The sequence below is a fragment of the Chitinophaga varians genome (assembly GCF_012641275.1).
Classification (GTDB): Bacteria; Bacteroidota; Bacteroidia; order Chitinophagales; family Chitinophagaceae; genus Chitinophaga; species Chitinophaga varians_A.
This window is the reverse complement of record NZ_JABAIA010000003.1, coordinates 1,529,697-1,550,592: the sequence shown is the minus strand read 5'-3', so window position 1 is coordinate 1,550,592 and position 20,896 is coordinate 1,529,697. Positions and strand designations below refer to the sequence as shown.

Genomic DNA, 20,896 nt, shown 5'->3' with positions numbered 1-20,896 from the left:
TTATTTTTGTGTCAAAACATTCCGATTGAAACATCTAGCTGCGCTTAATAAATACTTCGTGTCCAACAAATGGCGCCTTATACTGGGGTTGCTGTTTACGGCCATATCGATTGTCTTCAGTGTCTTTCAGCCTATCATGGTCCGGCAGATCTTTGACCTGTTGTCGCATAATCTTGACGAATACCGCCTGTTAAGCGACACCAGCCTGAAAAGCGCTTTCCGGGCCGACTTCTCCCGTATCCTCGCATTTTATGGCGTGAGCATTTTGATATTTGCCTTGCTGAGCGGCTTTTTCCTTTTCCTGCAGCGGCAAACGCTCATCGTGATGAGCCGGCATATTGAGTATGACCTGAAGAACGAAATTTACCAGCATTATCAGAAGCTGGACCTTAACTTTTTTAAGATGCACCGTACCGGCGACCTGATGAGCCGTATCACGGAAGACGTTTCCCGTGTACGCATGTACGTTGGCCCGGCCATCATGTACGCCTCCCGCACCTTGTTCCTGATCGTTATCATCGTGTACCTGATGCTGGAAGTAAATCCGCTGTTGACCTTGTATACCTTGTCTCCGCTGCCTTTCCTGGCACTGACGATTTATTATGTCAACAAAATCATCCACCGTAAAAGCGAAAGGATACAGGCGGAATTATCCAACATAACGTCCATTGCGCAGGAGTCTTACTCCGGCATCCGGGTGATCAAATCATACGTACAGGAAGATGCCAGCGGACGGCACTTCGAAAGCGCCAGTGAAGCCTACAAGCTCAGTTCTATCAGTCTTGCGAAAACAGATGCGTTGTTTCAGCCTATCATGGCGCTGATGATCGGGCTAAGTGTCATACTCACTATTTTCATTGGCGGTTACCAGGTAATAGCAGGAAATATCACCGTGGGCAACCTCGCTGAGTTTGTGATCTATGTGAACATGCTGATGTTCCCCTTCCTGTCAATAGGCCTGGTGGCAACGATGGTGCAGCGTGCGGCTGCCTCACAGCAACGGATAAACGAATTCCTGAGAATAGAGCCGGACATCAAAGACGAGCCTGGTGCGCATACCGTGCAGCTGGAAGGCGCAGTGCGGCTGGAAGGTGTTACCTTCACCTATCCCCATACCGGTATTACAGCGCTGAAGGATATCAATCTGCATATTGCGCCGGGCCAGAAAGTGGCGGTCATTGGCCGTACCGGTTCAGGCAAGAGCACGCTGGCGCAGTTGCTGATACGGATGTACGATCCGCAGCATGGCCGTGTGATGATGGACACGAATGACGTCCGTTATATGCACCTGGAGCAGCTCCGCAGCCAGATCAGTTATGTGCCGCAGGACGTGTTCCTTTTCTCAGACTCCATTGCCAACAATATCCGTTTTGGTGACCCTGCGGCCAGTTTGCAGGCAGTGCAACAAGCGGCCCGGCAGGCTTCGGTAGAGAAGGACATCCTTGGGTTCAACGAAGGGTTTGATACAGAAATAGGGGAGCGGGGCGTTACCCTCAGCGGCGGGCAGAAACAACGTATATCCATTGCCAGGGCGCTCATTAAAGACCCGGATATCATGATTTTTGATGACTGTCTCTCTGCCGTAGACGCCCGTACGGAAAAAGAGATCATTGGTAACCTGTACGCCTACCTGAAGAACAAAACAGCTATCATTATTACCCACAGGATCTTCTCCCTGTTTGAGTTTGACAAGATCATTGTGTTGGACGAAGGCAGGATTGTGGAAGAGGGAACACATGAGGAATTATTATCATTGAATGGTTACTATGCTGAACTGTACGCAAGACAGCAATCCGGCGATGAAGAAAGTGTAACTGAATAACAATCACGGTCTTGTATAAGCTCTGCCACGGCCTGTTACAGGGTTGTTTTATGATTTTTCAAAATCATTTAAAAATATTTTGATATTTGTAAAACAATAGTATATTTGTTCCTTATTGTAACAGGATTTGATTCGTTAACACTTAAATCTATCAACTGTGGCGTACGAAAACACCAATCAACAGGAAAGAAACAATGATAGCATCTTTTCTAAACGATTGAAAGCGGGCAAAAGAAGGACGTACTTCTTTGATGTAAAGACCACTCGGGGAAATGATTACTTTCTGACCATTACAGAAAGTAAGAAACGTTTTAATGACAACGGCTACGACAGGCACAAAGTGTTCCTGTACAAGGAGGACTTCAACAAGTTCCTGAATGCGCTGACCGAAACCATCAACTACGTTAAAACTGAGTTGATGCCCGATTTTGATTTTGATGCCTACAATCACGATTATGTGCAGGAAGACCAGGAGGAAACAGACGGCGATACTGAGGTGACCCGTACCGCAGAAGTAGCTGCCACTGTTGCTCCGATTGCGGCGTCCGCCCCGGCTTCACATAGCGCTGACGAGGTAGACAAATGGTAAATGTGATTCCCCTGATGAATTAACCAATAACTAACGCAGGAATCACCGTCGTATTAAGTTATAAAAGAATCGCCCACTGAATGTTCAGTGGGCGATTCTCTTTTATGTATAGCCTTGTATTACTGTTTTCTCATGGCTTTGAACGCATTGATCAGTCCGTTCGTACTGGCGTCATGGTTAGACACATAGTCGTCGTTTTGCAGCTCCGGAAGAATTTTGCCGGCCAGTTGTTTACCCAGTTCCACACCCCACTGATCGAAGCTGTAGATATTCCAGATAACACCCTGCACGAAAATCTTGTGTTCGTAGAAAGCGATCAGCATACCGAGGGAACGCGGCGTGATTTCCTTCAGCAGGAAAGAGTTGGACGGACGGTTGCCGGTGAATACCTTATAGGGCAGTACCCGTTTGATCTCTTCTGCTGATGTATTGGCCTGTTGCAGTTCCGCCCGCACTTCCGCTTCCGTTTTGCCGTTCATGAGCGCCTCCGTTTGTGCGAAGAAGTTAGACAGCAGTTTTACGTGATGGTCGCCGATAGGATTGTGGCTGATGGCCGGTGCGATAAAATCGCATGGAATAAGCCGGGTACCCTGGTGTATCAGCTGATAGAACGCATGTTGGCCGTTGGTACCGGGTTCACCCCAAACGATCGGGCCGGTTTCATACTGCACGGGTTGACCGTTGCGGTCCACATGTTTGCCGTTGCTTTCCATATTGCCCTGCTGGAAGTAGGCAGCGAAGCGGTGCATGTACTGGTCGTAAGGCAGGATGGCTTCCGTGGCCGCACCAAGGAAGTTGCCGTTCCAAAGGCCAACCAGCGCCATGATAGCCGGTATGTTACGGTCCAAAGGTGTTTGTGTGAAGTGGTTGTCCGCCGCATGTGCGCCATTGAGCAGTTCAATGAAATGCTCATAACCGATGGTCAGCGCAATGGACAAACCAATAGCGGACCACAGGGAATAACGGCCGCCTACCCAATCCCAGAACTCAAACATGTTGTTGGGATCGATGCCGAAGGCAGTCACGGCTTTCTCGTTGGTAGATAACGCCACAAAATGTTTGGCAACAAATTTTTCGTCTTTGGCATGTTCGAGGAACCAGTTGCGCGCAGTGTGCGCGTTGGTCATGGTTTCCTGTGTGGTGAACGTTTTGGACGCAATGAGGAAAAGCGTTTCCTCGGGAGTCACTTGTTTCAGTGTTTCCACGATATGGGTGCCGTCCACGTTAGACACAAAGTGAGGCTGTATGCCTGGCTTCCAGTAAGGTTTCAGTGCTTCTGTCACCATCACCGGGCCGAGGTCGGAGCCGCCGATGCCGATGTTAACGATATAACGTATAGGCTTTCCCGTGTATCCTTTCCACTCACCGGAATGTATCTGCCGGCAGATGTGGTCCATTTTGTTGAGCACGCCCAGTACGTCTGGCATCACGTCACGGCCGTCGAGCATAACTGGTTTGCCGGAGAAGTTGCGCAGTGCGGTATGCAGCACGGCACGGTTCTCCGTAACGTTGATCTTTTCGGCGCCGAACATGGCCTTGATAGCGGTGTTCACCCCGCACTCATCTGCCAGTGAAAGCAGCAGGCTGCGGGTATCTTCAGTGATCAGGTTCTTGGAATAGTCGAACAGGGTGTCTTCCAGTTGAAGCGAAAACGTTTTAAAACGTTCCTGGTCTTCCATAAACAAGGCACGCATTTGTACCTTTTTCATTTCATCGGCATGTTTTGATAATGCCTGCCACGCTTTGGTGGCCACTGGACTGGTAGATGGAAACATATAATAGCTTTAGTTAATTGCGCCTCAAAAATAATATTTTACTTTTTATGATCGTGGTTTCCTGTACAAATGCCAGGAAATAGCGATCGCGATAATACCAATGGCAATCACACAACAATGAATAACCGGTTGTTGTTCTGTCACACCGGCTTCTCTTCGTTTGACCAGGATGCCGTAGAACGCCCATACTGCCACCAGTGCGTGCAGGATATTGTTACGCCGCAACACCATCAGTATGCTGATCAGTGTGCCCACGGCAATCATGCTGATGGTCCACCATACCTGGAAGGTGACGCTGCCGGTCCATCCCGCATATACCAGCAGGGTCGTGATATTGGCGAGGGTGGCAATGCTGATCCATCCCAGGTAAATACTGAAAGGCACATGGATGAACAGCTTTTCAGGCATGCTGGCCGTAGTGCGGCCAATGCCGATGTTCACATGAATGATAAAAAGCGAAGCGAGTAAAATCAGTATGAGTCCGACGGTGACAGGGATCAGTTCATAATGCCAGGCAAACAGCCAGGTGGCGTTTACCACGCAGCTGATGAGGAACCACTCCTTGACGGCGCCCATTACACGGGCCAGTACGTCCGGACGTTTGCCCGAGAAAGCCAGCCATAGCTGATAGATCACAAAACAAAGTAACGACAGGTAGATAAGGCTCCAAATGGAAAAAGTGAAACCCGGTGGCGTGAAGATGTGGGGGTATTCATCGGATATCTCCCCGGTTTGTTTGCCGTTGATAGGCAGGAGCCATGCCAGCGCATTGGTGGCTATCATCAGCAAAAAAGCAAGGGTATTGAATATCGACTTGTTTTTATAGTGAAGGGTTTCATGGGAGGCCATCATTGCAATAGGAACTTTTTTTAATATTATTTTAAAATATTACCGATGTGGATTCCCGCTCCAGCTGCAAAAATTATGCTAAAGCTATGTTAAAGGATCGCAGCAGCCTATAATCGAATTGAGATGATATTAGCAGAATTGCACATTTTTATATACATTTGCCCGCTATGACAGCAGAGCAACTTAAAGCTATGAGGGACCGTCTTTATGTCCTGGGAGGTTTTCTTTAACGTCCCTGACCGAATAGCTAAAATAGAAAATGACAAACAACTGAGCCTGGCCCCCGGATTCTGGGATGATAACGCCAGAGCTACCTCAATCCTGAAGGAAATCAAGGTAAACAAATATTGGGTTGACCTCTACGATAACGTACAGACTTCTATCGAAGACTCCAGCGTGCTCAATGATTTCTTTAAAGAAGGAGAGGCTACGGAAGAAGAGGTGGAGCAGGCCTACAACACTGCATTGACCGCTTTGGAAGACCTTGAATTCAAATCCACCCTGAACCAGCCGGAAGATGAGATGCCGGCGGTATTGACCATTAACTCGGGAGCCGGCGGCACCGAAAGCCAGGACTGGGCTGAAATGCTGCTGCGTATGTACCGCATGTATGGCGAAAAACAGGGATGGAAAGTTTCGGAAATTGACACGCAGTACGGAGATGGCGCCGGTATCAAATCAGCTACCCTGGAGTTCGACGGCGATTTCGCCTATGGGCACCTGAAAGCGGAAAGCGGTGTACACCGGCTGGTACGTATTTCCCCTTTCGACTCCAACGCCCGCAGGCATACCTCTTTTGCTTCCGTATATGTGTACCCGTTAGTGAACGACACGATCGAGATCGCGGTCAATCCTGCCGACCTGGAATGGGAATTCTACCGTTCCGGTGGTAAAGGCGGACAGAACGTAAACAAGGTGGAAACAGCCGTGCGTCTGAAACACGTCCCTTCCGGCATTATTATCGAATGCCAACAGGCACGTACACAGGGTGAGAACCGCGAAAAAGCGCTCACCATGCTGAAATCACGCCTGTACGAAGAGGAACTCAGAAAACGCGAGGAGCTGAAAAACGCTGCCAACGCCAATAAGCGTAAGATCGAATGGGGTTCCCAGATACGTTCCTATGTGTTCCATCCTTACAAAATGATCAAGGACCACCGCACCGACTATGAAGTAGGTAACGTAGGCCCTGTGATGGACGGTGAGCTGAACGGATTTATCAAGGCTTACCTGATGATGCAGAAGGAAGAGGACAATAATTGATAATTATAGGTAAATAATTAATAGGTTTCTGCTGCAAATTTGACCGTAAATTTGCAGCGGAAACTTTTTTTGTTAATAGATACACCAACAAAATCTGAGGAAATGAATACAGGATATTTTCAATACGCAGCACCTGCTAACGAGCCCGTGTTGAGTTATGCGCCCGGTTCCCCGGAAAGAGCTGCGCTGAAAAAGCAATTGGCGGCATTTAAAGCTGAAGTGGCAGATATTCCGATGTATATCGGTGGCAAGGAAGTTCGTACCGGTAATACGGTAGACCTGCGCCCGCCGCATGAAATCAAGCACAAGTTGGGTCATTTTCACCAGGGCGATGCTTCTCACGTAAAAGCAGCTATCACTGCCGCACTGGAAGCTCGCGAGAAATGGGCAAACATGGACTGGGAAACACGTGCCGGCATCTTCCTGCGCGCTGCCGACCTGATCGCCACCAAATACCGCTACCACATGAACGCGGCCACCATGCTGGGCCAAAGTAAAAATGCCTATCAGGCTGAGATCGACAGCGCCTGCGAACTGATCGACTTCCTCCGCTACAACGTACACTTCCTGAGTGAAATATACCGTCAGCAACCGGTGAGCGCCCCGCTGACACACAACCGCGTGGAATACCGCCCGCTCGAAGGTTTCGTACTGGCCGTTACGCCTTTTAACTTCAGCGCTATCGCCGGTAACCTGCCTACTTCTGCTGCCATGTGCGGTAACGTAGTGGTATGGAAACCCGCGAACACACAGGTGTTCGCCGCCAGCGTATTCATGAAAATCATGATCGAAGCCGGTCTGCCTGAAGGCGTTATCAACCTCGTATACGCCGGCGGCCCGCTGATCGGCGATATCTGCTTCGCAGACCCGCATTTCGCCGGTATCCACTTCACCGGCTCCACCGGCGTATTCCAGACCATGTGGAAAACAATCGGTGAAAACATCCACAAATACAAAACTTATCCGCGTATCGTAGGTGAAACCGGTGGTAAAGACTTCGTCCTGATCCATAAATCAGCCGATGTGGACACCGCCGTGACCGCACTCGCCCGCGGCGCCTTCGAATACCAGGGCCAGAAATGTTCTGCCGCCTCCCGCGCATACATACCAAACAATCTTGCTGACCAGATAAAATCCAAACTGGTTGCTGAACTGAAAACCATGAAAATGGGCACCACAGAAGACTTCAGCAACTTCATCAACGCGGTGATAGATGAACGTTCTTTCGATAAGATCGCTACCTACATCGACAACGCGAAAAATGATCCGAAGGCTAAAATCATTGCCGGCGGCAACTACAACAAAACGGAAGGTTACTTCATCGAGCCTACCGTCATCGAAACCACCGATCCTAACTACGTGACCATGTGCGAAGAAATCTTCGGCCCCGTATTAACGATCCACGTGTACGACGGCGAGAAGTTCGAAGACATTATCCGCACCGTAGACAGCACCTCCGAGTACGCGCTCACCGGCGCTATCATCGCGCAGGACCGTTATGCAGTGGAACTGGCTACCAGGAAACTGGTGAACAGCGCCGGTAATTTCTACATCAACGACAAACCTACCGGTGCCGTAGTAGGCCAGCAGCCTTTCGGCGGCGCCCGCGCTTCCGGTACCAACGACAAAGCCGGTTCTATGCTGAACCTCTACCGTTGGTTAAGCGCCAGAAGCATCAAGGAAACTTTCGTTCCGGCTACCGACTACCGGTACCCGTTCCTGAAAGAAGCATAAGGACATCAAATGTTCATGATAAACAAAAAGGCGATGAATATTTATTCATCGCCTTTTACTTATTTTGTAACTGAAATTAATGACAAGACATGGAGACAGGAAAAGAAGCAGGCAGCACTATCGTACAACAGTATTTCTCGGAACATCATAAACAATGGCGGGTGGCCGATCTGGAACAGCGACTGATCGCCGGTGGCTATGTGCCGCAGGAAGCAGCACGGGAAGCCAGTCAGGCTTATGATGGTTATTTCACCCGGCAACTGAAGAAGAAAGGCACCAAGGTGCTTATATTCCTTGGCCTTGCCGCCGTTTTCCTGGTTAGAATATTACTGATGGCCGATAAACTGGGCAACGTCAGCCAACTGTCTGTTTTCCTTGCACTCACGGCCTATACGCTTGTACAGGGGCTGATCTGGAGCATACAATTGTTCCAGCTGAAAGAGGAAATAGCCTCGTTTCGCGATTTGCGCAAGCTTTGACCGGGGCCTCATCGGAGGTCAATAATTACATCTTACGCAACGCCTCCAGTGATTCTGTCACATGTTTTTCCCCGTCGCGCAGGCTGTTGAATTCATGCACCACAATACCCTTTTTATCTACCACGTAAGTCACACGCCCGGGAATGACAAAGGTTTTAGGCACACCAAACAGTTTGCGTACTTCATTTTTAGGATCACTGAGTAAAGTGAAGGGGAGATTATGATGGGTGGCAAAACTTCTGTGGGAAGCCACATTGTCGGAGCTGATACCGATCACCATGGCGCCGTAATGCTGGAAATCCTGATAGGAATCCCGGAAAGAACAAGCCTCTTTGGTACACACACTGGTTTCATCTTTCGGATAGAAGTAGATGACAAGCGGCTGCTTGCCCAGTACGGTGCTGACGTCGAAGGTTTTCCCGTTTTGGTCCTGCAGGCTGAAAGCCGGGATTTTGTCCCCGACTTTGATTTGGGCCTGGGAAGAAGAACCCCAGAATTGAAGGAAGGCGGCCATAGCAATGATTAACTTGAGTGTTTTCATACCAATATTTTGGTACGACTAAAGTACGACAGATAGCGGGAAATTAGCGCAACTAATTTCCCGCTGTTGTTTTAGAAGTGAAAGTTAATACCAAAGACTACACTGTTAAATATTAATTTCCTGCTATATAATCGAATTATCCCTACTGAAAAATGAAAGTCAGTGATATTTATCCAGCTGCTTTATGATTTTCATCTTTTTATGTGTGGCATTAATCCGTATTTTTGGCACTTAAAAGCGTATTGTTTTGAAAACCATACTAAACGGTAAACAGCTGGCTATTACGATAGACAGACTTTGCCATCAGCTGATCGAGAATCATTTGCAGTTTGAAAACACGGTACTGATAGGGTTGCAGCCACGCGGCATCTATCTTGGGGACAGGATTTATGAAACACTGAAGAAGCTGTTGCCCGGCACCATTATCCATTACGGCAAACTGGATATTACATTTTACAGGGACGATTACAACAAAGGCAAAACTTTGCATGTGCCCAGCGAGACCAACATTAATTTCTCCATAGAAAATAAAAAGGTGGTGCTGATAGACGACGTGTTGTATACAGGCCGGACCATCCGTTCGGCACTGGATGCCATGCTCGACTTCGGCAGGCCGGCTTCGGTAGAACTTCTGGCGTTGATAGACCGCCGTTTCAGCCGTCAGCTGCCCATTCAGCCCGATTATACCGGGCGCACCATCGATGCTCTTATTTCTCAGAAAGTAAGGGTATTATGGGAGCAAAGAGATGGGAAAGATGAAGTTATTCTGGTTGATTAACATAAACCGGATTTTTCAATTCAGATTTCACCCTTTATATTTGCACATTAATGTCACTTTCTGTAAAACACTTACTCGGAATTCGCGATCTGCAGCGCCAGGATATAGAACTTATTTTTCAAACCGCCGACCAGTTTAAGGAGGTTTTACAAAGGCCGATTAAAAAAGTTCCCACGCTGCGCGATACTACCATCGTTAATTTATTTTTTGAGAACTCAACCCGTACCCGCATTTCTTTTGAACTGGCGGAAAAGAGGCTGGGCGCAGATACTATCAATTTCTCCGCTTCCGGTTCCTCGGTGTCAAAAGGAGAGACGCTGATCGATACGGTCAACAACATCCTGTCCATGAAAGTGGACGTGGTGGTGATGCGCCATTCGGCCAGCGGTGCGCCGCATTTCCTGTCGCGCCATATCCAGGTGCCCATCCTGAATGCCGGCGACGGTATCAACGAACATCCCACACAGGCGCTGCTGGACGCTTTTTCCATTCGGGAAAAGCTCGGTACGGTGGAAGGTAAGAAGGTCGCCATCTGCGGCGATATTATGCACTCCCGCGTGGCGCTGTCCAATATTTACTGCCTGAAAAAACTCGGTGCTGAAGTGACCGTGGTAGGTCCGCCTACACTCATTCCCAAACATATGGCTGCCGCCCTCGGCGTGAACGTGAGCTACAATATCCGCGAAGCGCTGCAATGGTGCGATGTGGCCAATGTGCTCCGTATTCAGCTGGAAAGACAGAACACGCCGCTGTTCTCTTCCCTCCGCGAATATTCACTGGCCTACGGTGTTAATCGCCAGCTGCTGGACAGTCTCAACAAGGAAATCCTGATCATGCACCCCGGCCCGATCAACCGCGGCGTGGAACTGGATTCCGATGTGGCAGATTCCGGTCAGTCCATCATCCTCGACCAGGTGGAAAACGGCGTGGCTGTGAGAATGGCCGCCCTGTACCTGCTGGCAGGCAAAAAACAAGAACTGGTATAACACGAACTATATTGACTGAAAATAAACAGGCCGTCTCTCGCTGAAGAGACGGCCTGTTTATTTTTATGTCGGTCCCCATTAAAAGGAGGCATTCAATCCAATCGTATATGACCTGAAAAACGGATAGGCGTTACCGATATAGCCACCTGCCTGTTCCGGGTCATAGTAACGGATCTTCATCTTTGTGCTTTCCCAGAGGTCCTGTCCGGAGAAGTAAAGACGCAGGTTTTTAACAGGAATGCGTTTTAACCAGGCGGCGGGCAGGTTATAGCCCAGCTGCAGGTTTTTCAAACGGATATAAGCGCCATTCATCACCCAATGGCTGGAAGGAGCGGTATTCTGTTCATCGTGCAGATAGAGGCGGGGGAACAGTGCATTTGGACGGTCTGGTGTCCAGTAGTCCTGGTTGATGTCCCACGGCTGCTGCCCGCCATTGACAAAAGGAATATTATAGCGGGGATCAGGCATTACCTTACGGTCGCTGACACCCTGGAAGAAAATCGAGAATTCAAGGCCTTTCCAGGAGAAGCCTGCATCAATGCCATAGGCCAGCTGCGGATCTGTGCTGCCCAGGTATACAAGGTCACGGCCGTCAATTTGATGGTCCCCGTTGACATCCCGGTATTTGATATCACCGGGGCCGGTATTGGCGCTTTGGAAGGCGTGTTGCTGAACTTCCGCCTTTGTCTGGAAATAACCATCTGAGATATAACCAAACAACGATGCATAGGGGTAACCGGCGATGCCTACATTCCAGCCTGCTTGTGGAGTTACGCCATCGTTGCGCAGCACTTTCGTCTGGTTGTTGAACAGGTTGGCGTTGAGGTACCAGGTGAAAGGCCCATGGCTGCTTCGCCAGCCGGCGTTCACTTCCCAGCCCCATGACCTCATTTCTCCGGTATTGAAGCGAAGCGGCCATGCGCCGGCAGTAGAGGGCAGCTGTACCGGTATGCGCATGTCGCGGTTATGTTTCACAAAATAATCTGCAGAGAGCGTGAGCCTGCCGCGGAAAAGGGTAGCGTCCCAACCGTAGTTGTAAGTGGAAATATTTTCCCATCCTGATGCCTGGGGAATAGGATTTTTGTAGACAAAAGGAGAGAAGGGATTATTGTAACCAAAAGTAAAAGTGCTGAGCCTTTCATCATTGTCAATGCTGTTCCAGCTGTTGACATTTCCCAATCTTCCCCAAGACCAGCGCAGTTTAAATTCATTGAAGAAATGAAAGGCACGGTAAAACCATTCTTCGTTATTCAGCCGCCATCCGGCAGAAAACGAAGGGAAGGCCTGCCATTGTTTCATCGCCGGAAAAGCGCTGCTGCGCTGCGACAGGCGGCCGCCAATCAAATTGGCTTCCAGCAGATAACGGTTGTCATAATTATAGTTGATCTTGCCAAACAACGACATGAGCGTGCCATTGGTAAACTGGGTCATGGTGTATTGCGGCGGGCCATTAAAATAATAACTGTTAACATTGTCCGGCGAAAGATCATAAGACGCTGCGGTATTTTGATCGGTGTTATATGTTTCCTGCGTATAGCCGCCAAGTATATGAACATTGTGTTTGTTGGCTTTGATGTCGTAATCCGCCAGCAGCTGGAGGTTGCCTCCCTTGCCCTGTAGCTTGCTCTTTTGCAGCAGGCTGTGTTCCTGCACGGTTTCTACCGGCGACAGCTTGTTCCATAGCTGGATGCTGTTCCGGCCGAGGTTATCATACAGGGTGTGTTGTTGCGGACTGTACACGAGCCGGAGCGAGAGCCCTTTGGCAAGGAGACTGTCGGTCCGCAGCGTAAAGACGGCATCGATGTAGTTGTTTTTTTCCTCGCGGGTGCCACCATCATGCAACATGGCATAGATAGGCGCGGCGCCAAAGGCGTAGTGCTGCGTGCCTGGTACAAAAACAGGGACGTTGCCCGGGCCTCTGTAAAGCCCTGCCAGCAAGCCTTGCGGGCCTTCTGCCGGCTGCGAAGGGGAGAACGTGTTGGTTTGCGCGTAAGACAGGCGTGTTTCGAGGCTGATATGTTTGCTGAAGCGATTGTTGATGTTAAAGCGGGCGTTGACGCGGTGTGTCCTGTCCGGCCCTTCCACAAATAGTCCCTGCCGGCCGAAGTATCCGAAGGAGGCGGAGAACTGGTTCAACGAGTCGCCACCTTTAACAGAAACGTTGTAATTCTGTATACCGGTTTTCTTTTTGGAGAGCAGCGATAGCTGGTCGAAGTTGTAATAATAACGATAGTATCCCGGTTTCGTATAGTCATCTGCGTAATAATTGCCTTTTTGCATCAGGTCTATTTCTCCCTGTTGCCATGGCGCTATGCCGCCGGCGTTGACGGTAGCTTCATTTTCCATGCGGGCCTGTTGGGCCGAGGGCAGCCGGTGTGGTATCCGGATGGGCGTTTCGAAGCCTGCGAGCGTATTAAAATCGATCGCCAGTTTGCCGGGCTTGCCGGTGCGGGTAGTGACCAGTACCACGCCGCCGGCGCCGCGTGCGCCATAGATGGAAGCGGCAGAGGCGTCTTTGAGGATGGAAACGGATTCAATATCGTCCGGATTGAGCACGGCGAGGGAGCCGGGCACGCCGTCAACGATGACAGGTGTGTTGTTATTACCGGAGTTGACGCCGCGTACCTGTATATTAAAGCCTTCTTTGCCGGGCTGTCCGTTGCTTCGGGTGACCACCAGGCCTGTGGCGGTGCCTTGCAGCGCGGCCATCACATTGGGTACGGGCCTGCTTTTGAGCCGGGCGCCGTCTATCTGGGCAATGGCCCCGGTGATGTTGGCCCGCTTCTGCAGGCCATATCCGAGCACCACCAGTTCATTGAGTTTCTTCAGGTCGGGCTGCAGGGTGACGGAGAAATTGTGCCGGTCGCGGACGGCGATCTCTTTGGATTCAAAGCCTATCAGCGACACAGTGAGCACTGCCTGCCCCGAGGCGAGGTCCAGTTTGAAATTGCCGTTTTCGTTGGTGGCAGTGCCGTTGGAGGTGCCTTGTTCCCGCAGCGATACGCCGCTGAGAGGTACCAGTCCGTCAGTGACGGTGCCTGTCACCTGCCACCGGTTGTTATTGGCGGGCCGGTTGTTGGTATCGCCGGAGACATCAGTAAGTGCGGCATTTTGCGGTATGACGATGATTTGTCCGTCCCTGATTTCCACTTTATAACGGGAAACGGGGAACAGTTGCCGCAGCACGTCTGGCAACGCAGCATGGTGCACATGGATGCTGACGCCTTTGCGGGTTTCAAGTTCGTCGGTGGAAATAGCGAAAGTGTAACGGGTTTGTTTTTCGATGTCCCGGATAACAGTTTTCAGGCTGACGTTCACATATTGCAGGGAAATTCGCTTGGGTTGGGCATCAGGGGTTTGAGCGGCAGCCAGGGAGCCGGCAAATACCAGGATAACAAAGCAAAAAAAGAAAACAGGCACGCACCTGGACCTGGTATGAGAGCGCGGCGCCTGTAGCATAGCATGCTGCATAAGCAAAGAGGGTCGGGCGCCGGTTAGTAGATTTCTACCAGATTGTCTTTATAGGTGATGTTGATTTGAAGTGTTTTCCGCATGATGTCCAGTACTTCCTCCAGCGGCATATTGGGGAAGGTGGCCAGCAGTTTTTTGTCATTCAGTTGCTGGTTGCTGATATTTACCTGTACGTTATAGAAATCGGACAAGGCGGCTGCTACTTCGTTGAGCGGAGCGTCATCGAAGGTCAGGCATCTTGTTTTCCAGGCGAGAATGTTATTGTTTTTCTTATAAAAACGGGTATCGATCGTGTTGCCGTGGCGGGCAAGGGAGGCTTCCTGGCCTGGGGTCAGGATCACTTTTTTCCCGGAGCCATTGCTTTTATAGGCGGCACTTACTTTCCCGGACTGAACAAATACTTTTACGCCGGCTTTGGCTGCTTTCACGTTGAAAGCGGTGCCCAGCACTTCAACTTCCACATCGGGGGCGTCTACAGTGAAGGGGAGGGCATCATTTTTCACGACGTCAAAGAAGGCTTCGCCCTTGTCTATTTTGATATGACGGTTGTCTTTACCAAAAGTGCGGGAGTAACGTACGGTGCTGTGTGCATTAATATATACCATAGAGCCGTCCGGAAGGTGGAGGCTATCGAGGTTTTGAGCGGTGGTAATGGTTTTATAGCTGCCGGGTCCCAGCCAGGTCCAGGTAAGGCCAATCGCGAGCACGGCCGCAGCTGCCCACCAGTAGCGGGCTTTCATCTGAAAGACGCGGGTATTGCGGGAGGCTGTGGTAGCGGCAGGAGCGCTGATGGTGGCGGATGGCAGGGTTTCCAGGGTTGCATTTAGTTGTAGCCACTGGTTCTGGGTGTCGAAGGCGGATGCTGCCGGAAGAGGATCTCCCTGCCACATCGCTTTCATATCCAGAAAAATATCCAGATTAGCGGTGTCCTGTTGAATCCAGTCATTGAGCTGCTGTTTATGCTGCTCGTTGTCCGGATCTTCCAGGTAACGGATCACTATATCTATATCAGTTTTCTTATTCATGGCTACTTATTAACTATACAATCGGAAAATGGGTTACCACTAGTGGTAAAGAAAAAAAATTCTGGTTGTTTTATTCCTTATTAATTAAAACCACCCGCAGTTTTTTTAATGCGGTTGTCAGGTGCGCATATACAGTATTAATGGAGATGTTCAGTTGTTCCGCTATTTCCGCGGGAGACAGGCCTTTGAGGCGGCTCATCTCAAACACGCGGCGACATTGTTCCGGCAGCTTGTCGAGGGCCGACCGGTACTGGGCTTCCAGCTCCTTATGCTCCAGCTTCGAATGGGACGTCTCGGCAGGAGAGGCTGTCAGTAACTGCTCCTTTGCATATACTTCTTTCCGTTGTTCTTTTTTGATGCGGTTCAGACAGGTGTTAACGGTGGCGCGGGCGAGGTAATGATTAATAGGGGCCCTCTCATCCAGGTTTTCCGCACCTTTCCACAAATTGAGGAATACATCCTGCACCATATCGTTGGCATCATCTTCATCTTTTACATAGCGAAAGGCAATATTATACATAGAAGGAGCGAACTGTTTGAAGACAGCTTCAAACACCACTTTATTCCTGCTTCTGATGCCCTTTACTATTTCGTCGTTACTTAGTTGCAACATGCTTTGATCTTTTGTTTCCGCCAGTGCGAAGATAAATTTTAATCACTTCGCATTCAGTATTTATTGAATTTTTTGTCTTTAACATTTCTTTCACTAATGGTAAGTGCATTGTCGAATGTATTGTTAGTATACAGCCGGTTAAAGGATCTGTGCAACAATACAAAAATCATGCACAATCAACTGGTTATACGGTTGTCATCATTATTTTAACCATACAAAAAATTGAATGCCATGAAAAAAACAATCACAGGAATGCTCGCTTTAGCTGCAATGGTAGTAGGGATGTCTTCGTTTAAAAGTGCTGATGCAACGACTGTTAGGTCTTTGGATAGTGCTTCAGTTAAGATGGACTCACTGATGTCTGTTGACTCAGTGGCGCGTTTTGATTCCCTGTCTATCGGGGTGGATTCGCTGATGGGACTGGATTCCATTGCCAGCATTGATTCTATTGCCGGTATTGATTCTGTCGCCCGCATTGATTCCTTTGCCCGCGTAGATTCTTTCTCCCGTGTTGATTCCTTCTCCCGTGTTGATTCTGTGTCCAGAATGGACTCACTCTTCCGTAACGATTCCCTGCGTATGGATTCCGTAAAAGGTATGGATTCTCTCCGTACTGTAGATGGCGGTTCCATCAGCGGTAAAGTTACACCTGCCGACGGCGCTGCTGAAGTAGAAGCGGACAACGGCAGTGAAAAACTGAAAGGTGCCGTTTCACAAGGCGCTTTCGCAATTCCGGCTGCCAAAGCTGGTACTTACACCATCACCATCGTTGGTAAATCGCCTTACAAAAGCGCAGTTATCAAGGATGTAAAAGTGGAAAATGGTAAAGCTACCGATCTTGGCGAAATCAAGCTGGAACAATAAAATCGTATAGCATCCAACAATTCAATAGCATCCTAAAATGGAAACCCATTTTGGTTTGATCTCAGGGGAGCTTTTTCGGCCCCCCTTTTTTTATGCCCATAAGTGAGGGCTTTTTAAGATATTATTGCGTTATAAGTATATTAACTGATAGAAATTGATATATTAAAACTTAAAAAATGATTTATAAATCAATAAATATTTTTTCAGTTTGAAAAACTTTCCTACATTTGATCCTGTATTTGTATTTGAGTGAATTTTTTATTTTATCCATGTCGTTTGTTAAAGCCCCAGAAAAAGAGCCGGAAACGGCTCTTTCTTCAAAACTTCGGAGTTGGGCCGGATGGATAAAATTGTGTTTTAAGTTATTTAGGTAAATAATTGTCACCATATCAACCATTATCTGACATCGTTAAACCCAACTGATCTACGTGAATTACGAAATTATTGAACTGCAGCAGTTCTCCGGCAAGCGGGCCGGTATCTATTCTGTAATGATAGCTGACGACAATCTGACGTTGTTCGATCATTTTGTTAAAGCGCATGTACGCGAGCATGCCACAGAAATAAGAAGCATTACCCAGTATCTTTCTTATATTGGCAACCGCTACGGCATGCATAACAGGTTTTTTAAAGTAAAACGGGGCAGGCCTGCCGACGGGGTCTGTGCTTTGTTTGACCATCCGGAGAAAAAGCTCCGGCTGTATTGTTACCGGGTGGGAACGGCGGCACTGATCATTGGTGGTGGTACGCCAAGAACAGGAAGAAGAAGCGGAGTGGTCATCCCTGAAAAGCTGTTGACCTGGATTGCCCGCGACATCAGCCATAAAATCCGGACAGGGGATATTTATTGGTCGGAGCAGGAAGCCCGGCTATGGGGAAACTTAATATATAGATCAGATGGAAAACAGACATCAGGGCGCCAGGAAATACAGTAGTAAAATTATTGCCGATGTGATGGCCAGCATCACACCGCTGGAAAGCCTGCAGGTGGAAACACGTTTTGTGCTGGCCGGCCGCATTGCCGCAGTCATGGACGGCAAACGTATGTCCAACAAGGAACTGGCCGCCCGGATGGGCAAAAACCCCTCTGAAATTTCCCGCTGGTTAAGCGGAACACATAATTTTACCATTGATACGCTGTCTGAAATAGCCATCGCGCTGGAAGTGCCGGTCGTGACATTCTTTACGCCCGCGCCACCGCGGACCGTGAGGGATGTAAGGCTAACAGTCAGCTCCGGAAATATTCCAGAAAACCATGCTTCATTTTCGCCGGCCACAAACGTGCGCTGACAAGCCTTGTTGTTGCCGATGCAGGATTTGCAGCCGCGTAGTTCCGGTTCAGGAAATACCTGTGGGACCAGATACAAGATACCCATAGCTGCCCGTAACGAAGGAACTGCTATATCCAAATCCGAATTTATTGCCAATTTACGCTCATGACTAAACGATCATCACCGGCAAAAGCAGGGCCGCAACACCTCGTCCTTCTGGCCATAGACCTGCTGGACAGTTCCCTGCATTATCCAGGGGACCATCCCCCGTTTGAGAACTTTCATTTTGATATCCATATCACCAGCAAAGCAGATGATGAGAAAAGCCAGGTACTGGTAACCGTAAAAATCGGTGTGCACAACGAAAACATTACCCGGCAACTGGGAAGCCTTGCCCTCAATTGTACCTTCACCATGAGCAACTTTGCGGATGTGGTACGGCTCAATGCCGCCGGTCAGCCGGACATGCCGGACGATCTTGTGGAAGTCCTTCACAGTACAGCGCTTTCAACGGCAAGGGGGGTGATGTTTGCCACTTTCAGAGGAACTTTCCTGCATCATGCCATCTTACCAATGATCACTCCTGGTTCCATTATAGAAGACATAAAACAATAATCACTCATTTATGCGCACGGTTATCCTGCTACTTGTTTCCAATACTTTTATGACTTTCGCCTGGTACGGGCATCTTAAACATCAGGACACGGCTCTGTGGAAGGTGATCCTGATCAGTTGGGGCATCGCTTTTTTTGAATACTGTTTCATGGTGCCGGCCAACCGCTATGGAGCCCAGGAAGGGTTCAACGGCTTTCAGCTGAAGACAATACAGGAAGTGATCACCCTCACTGTTTTCAGCGTTTTCGCCGTGTTCTTTCTGAAAGAACCGCTTCGCTGGAACTACCTTGTCTCTTTTGTCTTTCTGATCGGCGCCGTGTACTTTATGTTCAAAAAATAAGCGGATTTTCACAATTCCTGATTATCTTTAGCCATTGCATCTCAATCAACCTGAAAATAACCGGCCATCCAATTGAGGGAGGAAGCGAATATACAACTGCTGGTGGAGCGCATTGCGTCGCTGGGCGACGAACAGGCCTATAAGGCCTTATTTCGTTTATTCTATAAACCACTCAGCCAGTTTGCCTTCTCCATTGTTAAATCATGGGAGTCGGCAGAAGAAGTTGCCTCCGATGTGTTCCTGAATATCTGGAGAAACAGGGAAAGGCTGCTGCAGGTGCAGAACATTAGAGTATACCTGTACGTCTCTGCTAAAAATATCGCGCTGAACTATCTGAACCGCGCATCCAGAACACAACATTTCAGCCTCGATGAACTGGAGGTGGACGTCAGCGCCGGTTATGCCACACCGGAACAAATATTTATATCCGGCGAAATGATCAAAAAGATTGAGTCGGCCATCAATCAACTCCCACCTAAAAGGAAAATGATCTTTAAACTGATCCGGGAAGACGGCCTGAAATACAAGGAAGTGGCCCAGATACTGGATATCTCAGTGAACACCATTGATGTGCACATGGCGCAGGCATTGAAAAAAATCAGCGAGGTGATACACCTTCATTTCTCCCGTTAAAAAAAAGTAAAAAAAAATTTAGTGAGGGAATAGTAGATTTTGGAAATCTGCATGTCCTTTTATTACAATCATGCTTTGTAACAACGACATGGAACAGGAAAGAATTTGGTTATTGCTGGGAAGAAAGGTATCGGGCGAGGCCACTATGGCTGAATTGCGCGAACTGGAGGAGTTGTTGGTGCAATATCCGGAGATGCGGTACCAGGTGTCGGTGCTCGGCAATTTGCCTGTACCGGTAGCTGCGCCGGGATGGACGGAGAAAACAGAACTGGCCCTGGAGAAACACATGGTCCGGCTTGGCGATGACCTGGCGGCCACGGAATTGCTGGCGGAGGGCATTACCCGTCACCGGAAAAGCAGGGCAGGGGTATTGGTGGCTTTGTCCACATTGGTCGTGGTACTGGCAGGGTATTGTGTTTTCCTCCTGAGCAGCAAAACTACCCATAAAGTGCCGGCGGAAATAGCCGAGATCCAGACCCGGAACGGTTCCCGTTCCCGTGCCACCCTGCCGGACGGCACAGAGGTATGGCTCAACGGTGGTAGCCGCATAACCTACCAGCGTGATATGAACACGCAACAAAAGCGGGAAGTGTTCCTCTCCGGAGAAGCCTTCTTTAAAGTGGCCAGGGATGCGGAAAACCCGTTCGTGGTGAAGACCAGCCGCATGGCAGTCAATGTATTGGGCACTGCTTTTAATATCAAAGCGTATCCCAACGAAGAACAAACAGAAACGTCCCTGATCTCCGGATCAGTGGAAGTAGTGCCGGCAGATGACCAGCAACACAGGGTACAACTGCAGCCCAACCAGAAATTTATTATCAGACATACACAGGACGGCAATGCCAGACCTACACTGGGTTACAGCATGGAACAAGTGAAGGCGAACGGGCAGGACGACCTGATCAATGAAACTGCCTGGTGTGATAATGTGCTGGTTTTCGACAATGAAAATTTTGGCTCCGTAGCACTGAAAATGGAACGCTGGTTTGGTGTGAAGGTTTATCTGACGGATAAGAAGCTGAAGGCGTACCGGTTTACCGGTACTTTCAAAAATGAATCACTGCCTCAGATTTTGGAGGCGCTGAAGGTTACATCATCTTTCCGTTGCGAGGTAAAAGGCAACGAGGTATTTATCAACCAGTAGCACGTTTATGTTCGGCAAAAAAGAAAAGATACCATTGGCATAAAAAAGGGCAAATGCTGCAAACATTTACCCTTTTGTTCAAGTCAAACGGCAGTTAGCTTCAC

At 49.0% G+C, this 20,896-nt stretch carries 20 protein-coding genes; 14 read left to right on the top strand and 6 right to left on the bottom strand.

Annotated elements, in window-relative coordinates:
- Positions 1–25 precede the first annotated feature (25 nt).
- Complete coding sequence (locus tag HGH92_RS28965; RefSeq protein ID WP_168874296.1) at positions 26–1,822, top strand: ABC transporter ATP-binding protein; 1,797 nt, start codon at positions 26–28, stop codon at positions 1,820–1,822.
- Positions 1,823–1,979: 157 nt separating this feature from the next.
- A complete protein-coding gene (locus HGH92_RS28960; RefSeq protein ID WP_168874295.1) occupies positions 1,980–2,411 on the top strand; it encodes a DUF3276 family protein in 432 nt (143 codons plus the stop codon).
- Between the two features lie 119 nt (positions 2,412–2,530).
- Here the strand turns inward: HGH92_RS28960 and pgi are convergent, their stop codons facing one another.
- Together pgi and HGH92_RS28950 are read right to left on the bottom strand one after the other, a co-directional pair.
- Positions 2,531–4,186: a glucose-6-phosphate isomerase gene (pgi, locus tag HGH92_RS28955; protein WP_168874294.1), complete on the bottom strand. Its 1,656-nt coding sequence runs from the start codon at positions 4,184–4,186 to the stop codon at positions 2,531–2,533.
- Positions 4,187–4,231: 45 nt separating this feature from the next.
- On the bottom strand, positions 4,232–5,038 hold the full coding sequence (locus HGH92_RS28950; protein ID WP_168874293.1) for a tryptophan-rich sensory protein: 807 nt from the start codon (positions 5,036–5,038) through the stop codon (positions 4,232–4,234).
- A 164-nt stretch (positions 5,039–5,202) separates the two neighbouring features.
- On the opposite strand from HGH92_RS28950, the gene prfB reads away from it, so the two are divergent.
- The 3 genes from prfB to HGH92_RS28935 all read left to right on the top strand — a co-directional run bounded on the left by prfB (position 5,203) and on the right by HGH92_RS28935 (position 8,511).
- Positions 5,203–6,298, top strand: a protein-coding gene (gene prfB / locus HGH92_RS28945; RefSeq protein ID WP_168874292.1) for a peptide chain release factor 2 whose coding sequence is annotated in 2 segments (ribosomal slippage) — positions 5,203–5,262 and positions 5,264–6,298 — 1,095 coding nt in all. Because the reading frame shifts where the segments join, the coding sequence is not laid out codon by codon here.
- Positions 6,299–6,400: 102 nt separating this feature from the next.
- The gene (gene pruA, locus HGH92_RS28940) at positions 6,401–8,032 is read left to right on the top strand and encodes an L-glutamate gamma-semialdehyde dehydrogenase (RefSeq protein ID WP_168874291.1); all 1,632 of its coding nucleotides are present in this window, start codon (positions 6,401–6,403) and stop codon (positions 8,030–8,032) included.
- 89 nt (positions 8,033–8,121) lie between these two features.
- Positions 8,122–8,511, top strand: a complete 390-nt coding sequence (locus tag HGH92_RS28935; protein WP_168874290.1) for a hypothetical protein — start codon at positions 8,122–8,124, stop codon at positions 8,509–8,511.
- A gap of 25 nt (positions 8,512–8,536) precedes the next feature.
- Here HGH92_RS28935 and HGH92_RS28930 read toward each other — a convergent pair whose 3' ends face one another.
- Positions 8,537–9,052: a peroxiredoxin gene (locus HGH92_RS28930; RefSeq protein WP_247655069.1), complete on the bottom strand. Its 516-nt coding sequence runs from the start codon at positions 9,050–9,052 to the stop codon at positions 8,537–8,539.
- 247 nt (positions 9,053–9,299) lie between these two features.
- Between HGH92_RS28930 and pyrR the strand changes: the two genes are divergently transcribed.
- Entirely contained in the window at positions 9,300–9,830 is a 531-nt protein-coding gene (gene pyrR / locus HGH92_RS28925) for a bifunctional pyr operon transcriptional regulator/uracil phosphoribosyltransferase PyrR (RefSeq protein WP_168874289.1), read from the top strand.
- A 50-nt stretch (positions 9,831–9,880) separates the two neighbouring features.
- Complete coding sequence (locus tag HGH92_RS28920; RefSeq protein WP_168874288.1) at positions 9,881–10,816, top strand: aspartate carbamoyltransferase catalytic subunit; 936 nt, start codon at positions 9,881–9,883, stop codon at positions 10,814–10,816.
- A 78-nt stretch (positions 10,817–10,894) separates the two neighbouring features.
- Here HGH92_RS28920 and HGH92_RS28915 read toward each other — a convergent pair whose 3' ends face one another.
- From HGH92_RS28915 to HGH92_RS28905, 3 genes are all read right to left on the bottom strand, one after another.
- Positions 10,895–14,287, bottom strand: a complete 3,393-nt coding sequence (locus HGH92_RS28915; RefSeq protein ID WP_168874287.1) for a TonB-dependent receptor — start codon at positions 14,285–14,287, stop codon at positions 10,895–10,897.
- Positions 14,288–14,310: 23 nt separating this feature from the next.
- Positions 14,311–15,312, bottom strand: coding sequence for a FecR domain-containing protein (locus tag HGH92_RS28910; RefSeq protein WP_168874286.1), 1,002 nt, complete (start codon positions 15,310–15,312; stop codon positions 14,311–14,313).
- A 70-nt stretch (positions 15,313–15,382) separates the two neighbouring features.
- The gene (locus HGH92_RS28905) at positions 15,383–15,925 is read right to left on the bottom strand and encodes an RNA polymerase sigma-70 factor (RefSeq protein WP_168874285.1); all 543 of its coding nucleotides are present in this window, start codon (positions 15,923–15,925) and stop codon (positions 15,383–15,385) included.
- Positions 15,926–16,156: 231 nt separating this feature from the next.
- Here HGH92_RS28905 and HGH92_RS28900 point away from each other — a divergent pair, with 231 nt between their 5' ends.
- The 7 genes from HGH92_RS28900 to HGH92_RS28870 all read left to right on the top strand — a co-directional run bounded on the left by HGH92_RS28900 (position 16,157) and on the right by HGH92_RS28870 (position 20,792).
- On the top strand, positions 16,157–16,789 hold the full coding sequence (locus HGH92_RS28900; protein ID WP_168874284.1) for a carboxypeptidase-like regulatory domain-containing protein: 633 nt from the start codon (positions 16,157–16,159) through the stop codon (positions 16,787–16,789).
- Between the two features lie 428 nt (positions 16,790–17,217).
- Positions 17,218–17,724 (top strand): hypothetical protein, encoded by a 507-nt coding sequence (locus HGH92_RS28895; protein WP_168874283.1) that lies wholly within the window; start codon positions 17,218–17,220, stop codon positions 17,722–17,724.
- The gene (locus tag HGH92_RS28890) at positions 17,687–18,079 is read left to right on the top strand and encodes a helix-turn-helix domain-containing protein (protein WP_211092775.1); all 393 of its coding nucleotides are present in this window, start codon (positions 17,687–17,689) and stop codon (positions 18,077–18,079) included. The genes HGH92_RS28895 and HGH92_RS28890 overlap by 38 nt, the downstream gene beginning before the upstream one ends.
- Before the next feature lie 146 nt (positions 18,080–18,225).
- Entirely contained in the window at positions 18,226–18,675 is a 450-nt protein-coding gene (locus HGH92_RS28885) for a hypothetical protein (protein WP_168874282.1), read from the top strand.
- Between the two features lie 10 nt (positions 18,676–18,685).
- Positions 18,686–19,015: a DMT family protein gene (locus HGH92_RS28880; protein WP_168874281.1), complete on the top strand. Its 330-nt coding sequence runs from the start codon at positions 18,686–18,688 to the stop codon at positions 19,013–19,015.
- A gap of 72 nt (positions 19,016–19,087) precedes the next feature.
- On the top strand, positions 19,088–19,648 hold the full coding sequence (locus tag HGH92_RS28875) for an RNA polymerase sigma factor (protein ID WP_211092774.1): 561 nt from the start codon (positions 19,088–19,090) through the stop codon (positions 19,646–19,648).
- Between the two features lie 70 nt (positions 19,649–19,718).
- A complete protein-coding gene (locus HGH92_RS28870) occupies positions 19,719–20,792 on the top strand; it encodes a FecR family protein (protein WP_168874280.1) in 1,074 nt (357 codons plus the stop codon).
- Positions 20,793–20,896 lie beyond the last annotated feature (104 nt).

What these genes read in the sequence shown, in the direction of transcription:
- HGH92_RS28900 (WP_168874284.1), top strand. Translation starts at nt 16,157, where the DNA reads ATGAAAAAAACAATCACAGGAATGCTCGCTTTAGCTGCAATGGTAGTA.
- HGH92_RS28935 (WP_168874290.1), top strand. Translation starts at nt 8,122, where the DNA reads ATGGAGACAGGAAAAGAAGCAGGCAGCACTATCGTACAACAGTATTTC.
- HGH92_RS28920 (WP_168874288.1), top strand. Translation starts at nt 9,881, where the DNA reads ATGTCACTTTCTGTAAAACACTTACTCGGAATTCGCGATCTGCAGCGC.
- pruA (WP_168874291.1), top strand. Translation starts at nt 6,401, where the DNA reads ATGAATACAGGATATTTTCAATACGCAGCACCTGCTAACGAGCCCGTG.
- HGH92_RS28890 (WP_211092775.1), top strand. Translation starts at nt 17,687, where the DNA reads ATGGAAAACAGACATCAGGGCGCCAGGAAATACAGTAGTAAAATTATT.
- pgi (WP_168874294.1), bottom strand. Translation starts at nt 4,186, where the DNA reads ATGTTTCCATCTACCAGTCCAGTGGCCACCAAAGCGTGGCAGGCATTA.
- HGH92_RS28905 (WP_168874285.1), bottom strand. Translation starts at nt 15,925, where the DNA reads ATGTTGCAACTAAGTAACGACGAAATAGTAAAGGGCATCAGAAGCAGG.
- HGH92_RS28870 (WP_168874280.1), top strand. Translation starts at nt 19,719, where the DNA reads ATGCTTTGTAACAACGACATGGAACAGGAAAGAATTTGGTTATTGCTG.
- HGH92_RS28880 (WP_168874281.1), top strand. Translation starts at nt 18,686, where the DNA reads ATGCGCACGGTTATCCTGCTACTTGTTTCCAATACTTTTATGACTTTC.
- HGH92_RS28915 (WP_168874287.1), bottom strand. Translation starts at nt 14,287, where the DNA reads ATGCAGCATGCTATGCTACAGGCGCCGCGCTCTCATACCAGGTCCAGG.
- HGH92_RS28930 (WP_247655069.1), bottom strand. Translation starts at nt 9,052, where the DNA reads ATGAAAACACTCAAGTTAATCATTGCTATGGCCGCCTTCCTTCAATTC.
- HGH92_RS28950 (WP_168874293.1), bottom strand. Translation starts at nt 5,038, where the DNA reads ATGATGGCCTCCCATGAAACCCTTCACTATAAAAACAAGTCGATATTC.
- HGH92_RS28910 (WP_168874286.1), bottom strand. Translation starts at nt 15,312, where the DNA reads ATGAATAAGAAAACTGATATAGATATAGTGATCCGTTACCTGGAAGAT.
- HGH92_RS28885 (WP_168874282.1), top strand. Translation starts at nt 18,226, where the DNA reads ATGACTAAACGATCATCACCGGCAAAAGCAGGGCCGCAACACCTCGTC.